Source organism: Aquamicrobium sp. LC103, assembly GCF_001014615.2.
Taxonomy (GTDB): Bacteria; Pseudomonadota; Alphaproteobacteria; order Rhizobiales; family Rhizobiaceae; genus LBCQ02.
Genome location: NZ_LBCQ02000008.1, coordinates 91,754 through 105,503, shown reverse-complemented (window position 1 = coordinate 105,503; position 13,750 = coordinate 91,754). Strand labels below are relative to the sequence as shown.

Here is a 13,750-nt window from a genome sequence, read left to right as displayed (position 1 = left end):
ACAGCGTGACGTTCCCTCATATGCTTGGCGGATCGAAATCCCGTGCGTGGGATGCACCTTGCGCATCCGCGCTCCCGCCGAGATGAAGGACGAAAATGCCGACGATCACCAATCACCTGCCGACCGCGGAACTGCAGGCACTTGACGCGGCACATCATTTCCACCCCTTCACCGCCAACAACGCGCTGGCGACCAAGGGTGTTCGCGTCATCACGCGCGCCGACGGCGTCTATCTGACCGACAGCGAGGGGCACCGCATTCTCGACGGCATGGCGGGCCTGTGGTGCGTCAACATCGGCTACGGGCGCAAGGAACTGAGCGACGCCGCAGCCCGCCAGATGCAGGAACTGCCGTTCTACAACACCTTTTTCCAGACCACCCATGCGCCGGCAATCGCTCTGGCGGCAAAGCTCGCGGAACTCGCCCCGGGTGATCTCAATCACGTCTTCTTCGCCGGATCGGGTTCGGAAGCCAACGACACCAACATTCGCCTCGTCCGCCACTACTGGGCGACAAAGGGCATGCCGGAACGCGACGTCATAATCGCGCGTCGCAACGGCTATCACGGCTCGACCGTAGGCGCCGGCAGCCTCGGCGGCATGGCGGCGATGCATGCGCAGGGCGGCATGCCGATCCCCGGCATCGTCCACATCGAGGAGCCTAACTGGTATGCCAAGGGCGGCGACGAGACGCCGGAAGCGTTCGGCCTATCCTGCGCCCGACAGCTCGAGGAGAAGATCGTCGAACTCGGTGCCGGAAGGGTAGCTGCCTTCATCGGCGAGCCGATCCAGGGCGCGGGCGGCGTCATCGTTCCGCCCTCGACCTATTGGCCGGAGATACAGCGCATCTGCGACAAGTACGGCGTGCTTCTCATCGCCGACGAGGTGATCTGCGGTTTCGGCCGCACCGGCAACTGGTTCGGCAGCGAGACCTTCGGCATACGCCCGCACATCATGACCATCGCCAAGGGCCTTTCCTCCGGCTATGCGCCGATCGGCGGCTCGATCATCTGCGACGAGATCGCCGAGGTAGTGGGACGGACCGAATTCAATCACGGTTATACCTATTCCGGGCATCCGGTCGCGGCGGCGGTGGCGCTCGAAAACCTCCGGCTCATGGAAGACGAGAACATCCTCGATCACGTCCGCAATGTCGCGCATCCCTATCTGGCGGAGCGTTGGGCGAAGCTCGCCGAGCATCCCCTCGTCGGCGAGACAAAGCTCGTCGGCCTGATCGGCTCGATCGCGCTGACACCCGACAAGGAGCGGCGCGGCAAGTTCGCCTCCGATGAAGGCACGGTCGGCTATATCTGTCGGGAAAAGTGCTTCGCCAACAATCTCGTCATGCGCCATGTCGGCGATCGGATGGTCATCGCACCGCCGCTCGTCATCACGCCCGAAGAAATCGACGTCATGATCGAGCGCGCGACCCTTTCGCTCGACCAGACCTATGAGGCGATCCGCAGCGAAGGCCTGCTGAAGGCAGCCTGAGGGCGAAATCCTGAATCAAGGCGGCCGCTTCGGAAACAGCGGTGTGCGGACCCCACGGGGCACGAATTGACCAATCCGAACGCGATCGAAGAAGCGCTGTCCTGGCTCGAGGGTCAACCGCAAATCGACAGCCTGCGCACGGCCGTCTGCGATCTGAACGGCATATTGCGCGGCAAGAGAATTTCGTCCGGCCAGGCGCGCAAAGCGCTGGAAGGGGGCATGCGCATGCCCTTCTCGCTCGTCGGACTCGACATCTGGGGCGAGGACATCGAGAACGACGAACAGGTCTTCGGGAACGGCGATGCCGACGCGATCTGCCAGTGGACCGGACGCGCCATCGCGCCGATGAGCTGGACGGCGCGGCCAACCGCGCTGCTGCCGGTCTGGCTCGCGCATGACGAGGCAACGCCCTACCTCGCCGACCCGCGCCGGGCGCTTGCCGCCATCCTCGCCCGCTATGCGCGGCTGGGGCTCACACCGGTGGTTGCGACCGAGCTGGAGTTCTATCTCGTCGACCCCGGTTCAAGGCGTCCGGTGGGCCCTATTTCTCCCATCACGGGCCAGAACCTCGCCACCGACGCGGCATTGTCCATCGACGAGATCGACGCGTTCGAAGCCTTCATCAGCGACGTTTACGCTTCCTGCGCCGAACAAAGGATACCCGTCGATACGGCAATCTCGGAGAACGGCGTCGGCCAGTTCGAGATCAATTTGAACCATGTGCCGGACGCGCTGCAGGCGGCTGACGACGCGGTGCTGTTCAAGCGCACGGTGCGCGGCATCGCCCGCAAGCACGGCTTTGCCGCCACCTTCATGGCCAAGCCCTATGGCGACCGCGCCGGCAGTGGCCTGCACCTGCATTTCAGCCTGCTCGACCGCGACGGCCGCAACGTTTTCGACAATGGCCGCGATGACGGCAGCCAGACGATGCGCCACGCGGTGGGCGGGTTGCTTGCCGCGATGCCGGAGAGCGCGCTCGTCTTCGCGCCGCACTTCAACTCGTTCAGGCGGCTACGGCCGAATTCCTACGCACCGACTGTCGCGGCTTGGGGCTATGAAAACCGCATGGTCGCGATCCGCATTCCGGGCGGATCACCCAAGGCGCGCCGGATCGAGCACCGCGTCGCCGGCGCTGACGCCAATCCCTATCTGGTGATGGCCGCCGTCCTCGGCGCGGCACTCATCGGCATCGAGCGTGAGATGGACGCGGGCGATCCCGCCGCCAGCGGCACCGCCGCGCAGGACCGCCGGAAGCTGCCTTGCGACTGGGCCTCCGCGATCGCCCATTTCGAGGAAGGCGCGCTGATGTCGGAGATTTTCGCGACTGAACTGCGTCACTCGCTCATCGCCTGCAAGCAGCAGGAAATGAACACCTTCGCCCGACATGTGAGCGATTTTGAGATCGACGTTTACCGCGACACCGTATAGCGCTCGCTAGCCGCGTTGGCGGCACGGGTTCGGGCGCCAGGCGAGGTTTGGACAAGATGACAGCGGCCACTTGCGTTTCAGCCCTGCACTTCTATCCGCTCAAGTCCGGCGCGCCGGTCGACCTGCGTTCCGCACGGATCGGCAATGAAGGACTTAAGGGCGATCGTCAGATGATGGTGGTCGACGAGGCGGGAAAATGCATCACCGCGCGGGCCAATCCGCGGCTGTTTTCGATCCACACCGTTTTCGACTTGAACGAGACGACGCTTCTCGCCGACGGCGTGGGCCACGTCACCTTCCGCCGCGACGGCCTGACGCCGATGCCGGTCAATATCTGGGGAACGGACGTCGTCGCACTTGATGCCGGCGACGAAGCCGCCGATTGGCTGAGCGCTCATCTGAAGGTCTCCTGCCGTCTCGCAGTGAAAGGCGAACGGAGCCACCGACCGCTGACGCTGACGCCGGGCGGCGAGATGAGCTTCGCCGACACGGCGCCGCTTCTCCTGACGAACAGCGCCTCGCTTGAAGACCTGAACCGCTACCTCGAAGAGCCCGTCCCGATGCGGCGGTTTCGCCCGAACCTCGTGATGGACGACGCGGAGGCTTTCGCGGAGGATGGCTGGGGAAGGATCCGCGTCGGCGAGGTGGAATTCATCGTCGCTGGCCCCTGCGATCGCTGCATCATGGTGACCCAGGATCCGGCCACCGGCGTTCCGGCCAAGAACGTGGAGCCGCTAGCGCTTCTCGGCAAGCAGCGACGGGGCGATGACGGCAACGTCTATTTCGGCCAGTTCCTGATCCCATGCAATGACGGCCGCATCAATCTCGGGGACTCAGTCGAGGTTCTCGAGCGCAAGACCCCCGTTTCGCTCACTCCCGGCACCGCCGTTCCCGTCCCGCGCCTTCCGTCCCCTACCGCGAAAGACGGCGGCTCGACCGCGCCGCGCGAGCGCGAACTGCGCTGCGTCGGTATCGTCGACGAGGCGCGTGACTTGAGGACTTTTCGCTTCGTTTCAACCGATGGTGCCGCAATCACCTACCTGCCGGGCCAGTTCATCACCCTGATGCCCGAAATAGACGGCGAGACGCCTCGGCGCAGCTTCACCATCTCGTCGAGCCCTTCGCGCCCGCACCACATATCCGTCACGGTGCGGCGCACGCGCGGCGGAGGGATCTCCGACTGGCTTCACAGCGAGCTGAAGCTCGGTGACACCCTGCGCGCATACGGCCCCCTCGGCCGCTTTCATCTTGCCGCCGCCAACGACTGCCGCCGCCTGCTCATGCTGTCGGCCGGCAGCGGCATCACGCCGATGATCTCGATGCTGCGCTTCATCGCCGACGCCGACCTGCCCTACGTCGTCCACTTCCACCACAGCGCCAGAACCCGCGACGATATCGGCTTCGCCGACGAGCTCTCGGTACTCGCACGCCACATGCCCGACCGGCTCAAGTTGAGCTGGAATCTCACAGCCGATGCCGTGGAGGGCCTACCCAAGGCGGAAGCGGGCAGGCTCGACGGCGCGATGCTCTCGCGCCTTTGCCCCGACATCGCGAACCGGACCGTCTTCGCCTGCGGCCCGGACGGGTTTCGCCAGATGGCGCGGCAGGCCCATGGGACGCTGGCACCGTCCGGCGGCTGGCCCTTTCTGGAGGAAGCGTTCGGCATCGATGCCGCCTCGGTGGAAGCGCTGCCCGAGATCGGGGAATGGTCCGTCGAATTCACCACTGCGGGCCGAATGATTTCAGGCCACGGCACGACGACCATTCTCGCGGCCGCGCGGGAAGCGGGCGTTGAACTGAACGCCGCCTGCGAGGCCGGCATCTGCGGCACTTGCCGCTGCCGGGTCGAAGAGGGGGAATGGCGTCTTGCCGCCAACGCGGCGGATCCCGAAAGAGGCGCGCTGAGTGCTACAGAAAAAGAAACAGGCTATGTGCTTGCATGCTCCACCACCCCCATCGGCAATATGAAGGTGGCGCTCTAGCGGCAAGGCCCAACTATGTTGACAACCCGCGAAGAAGCACCCAAATGGCATCTTCCAGGTCAGAACCAGCGCAACCCAGACGATTACCCGCAGCTTCGGCGCGAGCATCGATCCAGGCAGGCTAAGAGAGAACCTAGCTGATGATCGAAGCTCGTCCCTACCGCATATTCAATGTGAAGCTCGCGAAGCGCGAAACCCTGAGCCCGCACTTTGCCCGGCTGACCTTTGCCGGCGCCGACGTCCACGACATGACGACTTACGCGCCGGACCAGCGTATCAAGCTCTTCTTCCCCTATCCGGACGGCCGCAACCCGGACATGGACGACCGGCCCGACTGGTACACGAGATACAAGGCGCGGCCGATTTCCGACCGGGCGCCCATGCGCACCTATACGATCCGCCAATTGCGGGCCGATGCCGGCGAGGTCGACATCGATTTCGTCATGCACGCCGATGGCGGGCCAGCCGTCACTTGGGCGGCAAATGCAAAGACCGGCGATCCGCTTCAGATATCCGCGCCGAACCGTACCTTCACCGGCGAATGCGGCGGCTATGAATGGCAGCCGCCGAAAGGCGTGCAGAGGGTGCTGCTGATCGCCGACGAAACCGCCGTGCCGGCGGTCGCCGGCATTCTCGAAGAACTCGCGGCTCTGCCCTCTCCGCCTGCCACGGATGCCTATCTCGAAATCCCGACCGCCTCCGACCAGATCGACGTTGCCCGTTGGGAGGGATTGAACCTGCGCTGGCTGGCGCGCGAGGAGACCGGCACGCATGTTCATGGCGCGCTGATGGAAAATGCGGCAGCAGGCGCGATGAAACTGGACCTTGCTCATGAAGGCGCAGCTTCGGCCGCCACCGACGACGAGGAACTCATCTGGGATCGCGCATCCGAAGGCGACCCGCGCTTCTATGCCTGGTTCGCCGGCGAATCCGCCTCCATCGGCCGCATTCGCAAGCTGCTCGCCAAGGGCGGCATCGACAAAAGACAGACCACCTTGATGGGATATTGGAAATTCGGCAGGACGCTCGACTGACGCGAGCGCCCGCGCTTCTTATCCCGCCAGCGCGACCTTGATGGCGTTGAATGCCGCCAGGGTCTCCTTGGTGAAGCCGGGCACCAGATAATCCGGCCAGGACGACAGCTTGACGCCCGCGAAACCGGCTTCCGGATCGACATAGATGAACTGCCCGTAGACGCCCCGGCAGACCAGCGCCCTGCCCTTCGGATCCTCGATCCAGAATTTGTTGCGATAGCCGCCCTCGGGCATGGCGATGCGGTAATTGTCGCCGAACTTCGCATGATCGGCCGAGCGCGTTTCCTCTATCCACCCGGCGGGAATGATCTGGCGATCTCCGCGCCGGCCGCCGTCGACCAGAAGTTGCGCGATCCTGCCGAAATCGCGAAGGCAGGCGCAGAAGCCGCCGTCGGCCAGCGCCGTGCCGGCATTGTCGACGGTGATGTAGGCGTCCTCGGCGGCGCCCATCGGCTGCCAGATCTCCTCGCTCAGAAGTTCGGCGAGATGCCGGCCGCCGGCACGTTCGAGCACGAAGCCGAGCACGTCGGTGTCGATCGAGCGGTAGTTGAACCGTGTCCCGTGCTCGGCCTCCTGCTCGGTCAATTCAAGCACGAGCTCCCACATGGTGCGCGGCCAGCCGGGGCGCTTCCGCTCCTTCCAGCCGCAGGCCAGGTCGAGCTTCTGCATGTGCGAGCCCGGCGTGGTGTAGGATTCGTCAAAGACGGTGCCGCTGGTCATGTCCAGCAGGTGCTGAACGCGGGCGCCGCGATAGGCGGTGGCATCGAGTTCCGGCAGGTAGTCGGTCACGGGCGCGGAGGGATCCACCAGACCTTTGCCCGCGAGAATGCCAGTGAGAAGACCGACGATGGACTTCGTGACCGACATCGCCAGATGCTGGCCGTGCGGCCTCATGCCGTTCAGATAGTTTTCCCTGACGATCCGGCCTTTGTGGATGATCAGGAAACCGTCCGTGAAGCTGCGCTCGACGAACTCGTCTATCGTGCCGTCCTGTCCTTCGAATTGGAGGCCGCCGATATCCTGCAGGTCGGTCTCAAGCTGCATGACAGGACCGTTGCCGCGCCAGATCTGCTGGGTCGCGGTCATTTCGCGGATGTGCTGGAAGGTCCAGCGATTGTAGGGCGGCAGATCCCATTCGCCACGCGGAATTATCGGCTGTCCCGGCGCCATCGGATCACGATAGGGATACCGCGTCTGCTCTTCCATGCAACTCATCCTGGACTGGGGATATTGGCCGCCGCACCTCGACCGTTCGAACTAATATGATCTTAATTTTAGAGCGTATTTTGTCAATGTTTCCCTTGCAAAATCTATAATTTGATAAAATTATTCGTGCTGACCTCGCCCGCGCAATCGCGACATCCGGAGCCCACCATGACCGCGCATGAATTCACCCGATCCGACATCAGCCTGTCGAACTGGCGTACCCGGCCTTTTTCCACCTGGACATTCCAGAACGTCGGCGAGATCGTGCCGTCGGCGGTCATCGCAAGCGCGCGCGTCGCGGAGAATGCACCGCGACCGCTCGGCTCGTTCGCCGGTGTGAGGGCACGCACGGTGGAGGGCGCGGAACTGACGCTGCCCGAGTTTCTGCATTACAGCCACAGCGATGCATTGGTCGTCATGCGCCGCGGCGAGATCATCGCGGAATGGTATGCGCCACATGCCGATCCTTCGAAGCCGCACATCATCTTCTCGATCTCCAAATCGTTCACGGGGCTTCTTGCGGGAATTCTCATCGACAAGGGCCTGCTTTCGGCCGACGATCTCGTCTCGAAATACGTGCCCGAAAGCATCGGCTCCGCCTATGGAGACGTCACCATCCGCGATCTTCTCAACATGCAGGTCAGCATCGAATTCGACGAGGTCTATCTCGATCGCTCCGGCGCCTTCGACCGCTACCGGCGGGCGATGCTCTGGAACCCGGAGCGCAGCGACGAGGAAACGATGACCTTGCGCGCCCTGTTCCGCACGCTGCCCAAGGGCGACCACCCTCACGGCACGCGGCACATGTACCGCTCGCCCAATGCCGACATGGCGGCGATCGTCCTGGAGGAAGCGGCAGGCGAGCGCTACGCCGACATGATCAGCAAATATATCTGGCGGCCGATGGGCGCGCATTCCGATGCCTTCGTCACGCTCGACCGCGCGGGCAATCCGCGTGCTTCCGGTGGAATTTCCGTCACCGCGCGGGATCTCGCTAGGCTCGGCGAACTGATGCGCAACCAGGGCGGCGGTATCCTGCCAACATGGCAGGTGGCTGAAATTTTCGCCGGTGGCGACCGCGAGATTTGGCGCACAGGCGACCAGGGACCGCTCTATCCCGGCGGCAGCTACCGTCATTTCTGGTACGAGACGGGCGCCGGAGCAGTGGCGGGCATGGGCATTCACGGCCAATCAGTGTGGGTCGACCCCGCCAGCGAGACGGTGGTGGTGCGCAACTCCTCCGAACCGGTTCCGATCAACGATGCGCTCGACCAACGCGTCATCGCCATGCTCAAGGCGATATGCGCCGCCTGAGATTTCGCGGCTTCCGCCATTCCGGCGGCCTATTCGATGGAAAGGACCCGGTCGCTTCGACCGGGCCCTTCTTCATGCGTTGAATTTCAAGGCTATTTGCGCTTCCAAACGCCCCATGCGCGCGGCGCCGCGCCCGACCACGACACGTAATCGACGAGGTTCGGCGATACCGCCTCGATCACCGGATAATAGTAGAGGATCAGCATCGGAGCTTCCTCCTTCATCATTGCATGGAGCTCCAGAAGCAATTCCTTGCGCTTGTCGAGATCCATCTCCGTCAGCGCCTGGGTGTAGATCTCGCGCGCCTTCTCGTCGTCCCACTGGATCGTCGCGTCGGTTTCCTTGTCGCCGATGATGCGGCCGTAGACGATCAGCGGATCGGGCAGCGCCGAATAGCCGAAGGACTGCATCTGGTAGTTGCCGGAAATGTAGTTCTCGAACTGCGCCGCCCAGTCGAGAACGTCCAGTTGTATGTTGAAGCCGGCGGCGCTCAACATGGCCTGGACGAGAATGGCGTTCTCATACATGCCGATGAAACGCTGGTTGGCCTGGAGCTTGATCGGCTCACCCTTGTAGCCCGTCTCGGCGAGAAGCTTCTTCGCCAGCTCTGGATCGTAGGCCGGCCACTCCTTGAAACGATCGTCGAAAATCGCGCTCGTTTCCGGCACGCCGGACGGGTTCGCAACGGCAAGGCCCGCGGTCTTCACGGCCGTGATCTGCTCCAGGTCGATGGCATGCGCCATGGCGAGCCGAAGCTTCGGGTTCGACAGAAGCGGGTCCTTCGTCTGGAGGAGGATCGCAGATGGCGAAAGTCCCGGCGCGTGCTGAACCGTCGCGCCCATTTCGCGGACGGCGTCCATGCGCGAGGCCTGCAGGGAGGTGACGACATCGATCTGGCCGGCAAAGAGCGCGGTCTCGGCAGCCGTCTTGTCCGGAATGACGGAGAAACGCACCTCGTCGACATAGGTGGTGCGGTCGCCGCTATAGCCGGAACGCGGATGCTTGGAAGGCACGTAGCCATCGAAACGCGTCAGCGAGACGTATTGCTCCTTCCTCCACTCCTTGAACTGGAACGGACCGCTGCCGATCGCGGAGCCATCGATCCAATTGCCTTGCGCGTCGACATTCTTCGGGCTGGCGACCCAGAAATTGCAGTAGGTATTCGCGAGTTGCGTCAGGAACAACGTGTTCGGCGCGTCGAGGGTGAAGGTGATGGTTCCCTCGTCGACGACCTCGACCGTCTCCACCTTGAGGCCGCGGCTGCCATCGAACGAGCTTGCGCAGAACCAGGGCGTTCCCAATTGCTCGCCGGCGCTCATGCGGCGATCCCAGAGCCATTTGACATCGCCGGCAACGACGGGATCGCCGTTGTGGTAGACGACGCCCTCGCGCAGCTTGAAGGTGTAGGTGCGGCCATCCTCGCTGACCTCCCAGCTATCGGCGATCGCCGGCCCGACCGTCATGTCGTCGCGATAGGCGACGAACTGATCGTAGATGTGGTGCAGCACCGAATCCGTATTCGCATCGGTGCGCGACGCATCGAGCGTGCGGATGTCGGAAGTCAGGGCAAAGCCGACCACGCCGCCCTTCACCGGCTCCTCCGCCGCCATTGACGGACTGGCGAGCACGGCGCAGAGGCCGAGCATCGAGGTTGAAAACTGGTATCTCATGAGTGCTCCTTGTTTGTTTGATTGTTGAATTCCTCGTCCTCACGCCGCGCCGGCGAATTTGCGGTCCAGCAACATCGCCGCATCCAGGAGGCGTTTGGTGTAGGCGTTCCGCGGATTGTCGAAGACGTCGTCGCGATTGCCGATCTCGACGATGTTGCCGTTATCCATGACGGCTACCCTGTCGGCGACCTGCTCGACCGCGCCGAGGTCGTGCGAGACGAAGAGGCAGGCAAAGCCGTGCTTGGCCTGAAGCTTGCGGATGAGATGCAGGATCTGCTTCTGCACCGTCATGTCGAGCGCGGAGACCGGTTCGTCGGCGACGACGAAGGCCGGGTTGCGGACGATCGCCCGGGCAATGGCGACACGCTGCCGTTGTCCGCCCGACAGTTGATGCGGCAGACGGCGCATGAAATCCGGATCGAGCCCGACATCCAGGAACACCTCCTCGACCCGCGCGCGGCGCGCGGGTGGCGTCATCTCCTTGTCGAGCAACAGCGGCTCGCCGACGATGCTGCCGATACGTTGGCGCGGGTCGAGCGAGGAGTAGGGATCCTGGAAGATGATCTGGACGTCCTTGCGCAAGTCCCGCATGGCGGCCGCGCTCTCGTTCAGGAGTTCCCTGCCGAGATAGCGGATGCTGCCCGAGGCAGGCCGCACCAGGCCGATGATCGCACGCCCGAGCGTGGTTTTGCCGGAACCAGAGCCTCCGACGAGCGCCAGCGTCTCGCCGCGATTGATCGTCAGGCTGACACCCTTGACCACCCGCTTCGGTTCAGCCCGCATGAAGAAGCCGCCTCGCCCGGGATAGTCGACGACGACATCACGTAGCTCGAGCAGCGGCTCGGCATCGGCGCTCGTGTCGCGCGCGCCGCCTTCGGTCCTTTTCGGCAGCGCGTCGACCAGCCGCCTCGTGTAGCTGTGCTGCGGACTGACCAGCACATTCCTGGCCGGACCGGTTTCCACAGCACGTCCGCTATGCATCACCACGACGTTCTTCACGTAGTGCGACACCATGCCGAGGTCGTGGCTGATCAGAAGAACAGCGGTGCCGTTCTCGCTCGTCAGCTCGGCCATCAGGTCCAGCACGTCGCGCTGGACGAGCGTGTCGAGCGCGGTGGTCGGCTCGTCGGCGATCAAGAGCCGCGGCCGCGTCAGCATCACGGAAGCCAGCATGATGCGCTGGCGCATGCCGCCGGAGAATTCATGCGGATAGGCGGCGAGACATTTTTCCGGATTCTGAATGCGGATCCGCTCGAGCATCGCCAGCGAGCGATCCCGGATTTCCGCCCTGCCAAGGCCGAGATGGATGCGTTGCGCCTCCGCCATCTGACGGCCGATCGTCATGGACGGGTTCAGCGACACCATCGGTTCCTGGAACACCATGCCGATCTTTCCGCCGCGCACCTTGCGCATATGCTTGTCGGAAGCGGAGGCGAGGTCATCGCCGTCGAAGAAGATGCGGCTCGCAGGCGCGACATGCAGCGGCACGGGCAACAGGCGCAGGATCGAGCGTGCGGCCATGGTCTTGCCGGAACCGGATTCGCCGACCACCGCCAGCATCTCTCCCGAAGGGATCGCGAAGCTGAGATCGTCGACCACCTTGCGGCCAGTGCGCCCGATCTCGACGGAGAGGTTGCGAACGTCCAGCACCGGCAGCGGCTGCTCTTGATTGCTCATGTCAGGACGCCTGCATTTTGGGATCGAGCCAGTCGCGCAAGGCGTCGCCCAGCATGTTTATGCCCAGGAGCGTGAGGGAGACGCACAGGCCGGGAACGATGATCAGGTAGGGAGCCTGAACGATATGCGGGCGTGCCGCGGCCAGCATATTGCCCCAGCTCGGCGCCGGAGGCGGCACGCCGAGGCCGAGAAAGCTCAGTGCCGTCTCTGAAAGGATGACCCAGCCGAACATCGTCGTCGCCAGCACCGTCAGCGGCGCGATGCAGTTGGGCAGGACGTGACGCAGCATCGTCGTTATCTCGCGATTGCCGATGACCCGCGACGCCTCGACGAATTCGCGCTCGCGCAGCGACATGACGCTTGCCCGCATGACCCGCACGACGGCCGGAACATAGGCAAGGCCGAGCGCGATGATGATCGCTCCGACGCTCGCACCGAACACGGCCATGATGCCGAGCGCCAACAGAAGACCCGGAAATGCGAGCAGGGAATCGTTCAACAGCATCGCCAGCCGGTCGATCCAGCCGCCGGCATACCCGGCAACGGTGCCGAGCACGATTCCGATCGCCATGGCGAGGCAGACCGTCAGGACGGATATCGTGACACTGACACGGGCGCCGTGGACGACGCGGCTGAGCAGGTCGCGGCCGAACTCGTCGGCGCCCAGAAGATGGGTCGCCGAAGGCCCCTGTAGCCGCGCCATCAGGTCGAGAGCCAGCGGATCGTAGTGAACGAGGCCGGGGCCGAAAAGCGCGGCGAACAATAGCATCGCAACGACAGTTCCCCCGAACGCCGCGTTGAAATCCGGCCGGCGATGGCTACGAGCGGCAATCATCGGGCGATCCTCGGATCGAAGAAGGGATAGCAGAGGTCCACGATCAGGTTGACCAGCACGTAGATCGCGCTGATCAACAGGATACAGCCCTGGACGATCGGGTAGTCGCGCGCATAGATGGCATCGACCAGGAGCCGCCCGAGACCCGGGAGCGTGAACACCGTTTCGGTGACGGCGATGCCGCCCAGCAGGCCGCCCAGGATCAGTCCCAACAGCGTCCAGGTGGGAGCGAAGGCGTTCTTGAAGGCGTGGCGCCACATGACCGCGGCCTCCGAGAGGCCCTTGGCGCGGGCGTGGGTGATGTATTCGAGCCGCGCCACCTCGATCGCGCTTGCACGCGCCATGCGTATGATCACCCCGATCTCCACCAGCGTCAGCGTCAGCACCGGCATGACCAGGAACGTGGCTGCGCGCCACGGATCGGTCGCGAAGGAGACATAGCCGATGACCGGAAACCATTTCAGATAAAGGCCGAAGACGAGGAGAATCATCAGGCCGAGCCAGAAACTCGGGATGGAGAGCAACAGCGTCGCCAGACCGACGGTCCCGATATCGACGAAGCTGCCCTGCCGCCAGGCGGCGAGCATGCCCGCGGGTACGGCGATGAGCGTCGCGAACAACACGGCCAGAACGACGATCGATGCGGAAACGCTGAAACGTTCCAGCATCAGCGGCAGGACCGGATCGTTGGTCAGGATCGATCGCCCGAAATCTCCCGCGACGATCTGCTCGATCCATCGGACATATTGCACGATGATCGGCGCATCCATTCCCATTTGATCACGCATCGCCGCGACCTGGTCGGGCGTTGCCAGATCGCCGAGCATCACCGCGGCCGGATCGCCCGGTATCATGCGCATCATGCTGAAAACAGCGATGGAAACCACGAATATCGTGGGAATTGCCCAAAGAACTCGGCCGGCCACGAATCGTATCATGGCTTCGGACACCGAATCTGCATCATCTTTCTGAGTCCCTCTATTGGCGTGCCGGTTCCCGTCGGCAGTTATATTTGATCATATTGGAGAGAAGTTTTAACGCGCGCATCCGGCGGCCGCAACTGGGGGCGGCGTCAAAAATTTTGCCAGGTCCGGATATGACGACTTTCGCCTCG

The 13,750-nt window shown here is 63.6% G+C and carries 10 protein-coding genes; 5 read left to right on the top strand and 5 right to left on the bottom strand.

Going from position 1 to position 13,750, the window contains the following annotated elements:
• The first annotated feature begins 95 nt into the window (after positions 1-95).
• The 4 genes from XW59_RS16515 (at position 96) to XW59_RS16500 (ending at position 5,934) form a co-directional block, all read left to right on the top strand.
• Positions 96-1,490: an aspartate aminotransferase family protein gene (locus tag XW59_RS16515; RefSeq protein ID WP_047146572.1), complete on the top strand. Its 1,395-nt coding sequence runs from the start codon at positions 96-98 to the stop codon at positions 1,488-1,490.
• A 66-nt stretch (positions 1,491-1,556) separates the two neighbouring features.
• Complete coding sequence (locus XW59_RS16510; protein WP_047146573.1) at positions 1,557-2,918, top strand: glutamine synthetase family protein; 1,362 nt, start codon at positions 1,557-1,559, stop codon at positions 2,916-2,918.
• Positions 2,919-2,974: 56 nt separating this feature from the next.
• Positions 2,975-4,900: an MOSC N-terminal beta barrel domain-containing protein gene (locus tag XW59_RS16505; protein ID WP_047146667.1), complete on the top strand. Its 1,926-nt coding sequence runs from the start codon at positions 2,975-2,977 to the stop codon at positions 4,898-4,900.
• 140 nt (positions 4,901-5,040) lie between these two features.
• Positions 5,041-5,934 carry a siderophore-interacting protein gene (locus XW59_RS16500; RefSeq protein WP_047146574.1) on the top strand — a complete coding sequence of 298 codons (894 nt, stop codon included), beginning with the start codon at positions 5,041-5,043 and terminating at the stop codon, positions 5,932-5,934.
• Between the two features lie 18 nt (positions 5,935-5,952).
• Here XW59_RS16500 and XW59_RS16495 read toward each other — a convergent pair whose 3' ends face one another.
• The gene (locus XW59_RS16495) at positions 5,953-7,140 is read right to left on the bottom strand and encodes a serine hydrolase (RefSeq protein ID WP_047146575.1); all 1,188 of its coding nucleotides are present in this window, start codon (positions 7,138-7,140) and stop codon (positions 5,953-5,955) included.
• Positions 7,141-7,308: 168 nt separating this feature from the next.
• Here XW59_RS16495 and XW59_RS16490 point away from each other — a divergent pair, with 168 nt between their 5' ends.
• Positions 7,309-8,454 (top strand): serine hydrolase, encoded by a 1,146-nt coding sequence (locus XW59_RS16490; RefSeq protein ID WP_047146576.1) that lies wholly within the window; start codon positions 7,309-7,311, stop codon positions 8,452-8,454.
• 92 nt (positions 8,455-8,546) lie between these two features.
• On the opposite strand, the gene XW59_RS16485 is transcribed toward XW59_RS16490, so the two are convergent.
• Genes XW59_RS16485 through XW59_RS16470 form a run of 4 tightly spaced genes read right to left on the bottom strand, consistent with a single transcriptional unit; the run spans position 8,547 to position 13,574 of the window.
• Positions 8,547-10,124, bottom strand: coding sequence for an ABC transporter substrate-binding protein (locus XW59_RS16485; RefSeq protein WP_047146577.1), 1,578 nt, complete (start codon positions 10,122-10,124; stop codon positions 8,547-8,549).
• Positions 10,125-10,163: 39 nt separating this feature from the next.
• Positions 10,164-11,801 carry a dipeptide ABC transporter ATP-binding protein gene (locus XW59_RS16480; RefSeq protein ID WP_047146578.1) on the bottom strand — a complete coding sequence of 546 codons (1,638 nt, stop codon included), beginning with the start codon at positions 11,799-11,801 and terminating at the stop codon, positions 10,164-10,166.
• A gap of 1 nt (position 11,802) precedes the next feature.
• Positions 11,803-12,636, bottom strand: coding sequence for an ABC transporter permease (locus tag XW59_RS16475; RefSeq protein WP_047146579.1), 834 nt, complete (start codon positions 12,634-12,636; stop codon positions 11,803-11,805).
• Positions 12,633-13,574, bottom strand: a complete 942-nt coding sequence (locus XW59_RS16470; protein WP_047146580.1) for an ABC transporter permease — start codon at positions 13,572-13,574, stop codon at positions 12,633-12,635. The genes XW59_RS16475 and XW59_RS16470 overlap by 4 nt, the downstream gene beginning before the upstream one ends.
• Positions 13,575-13,750 lie beyond the last annotated feature (176 nt).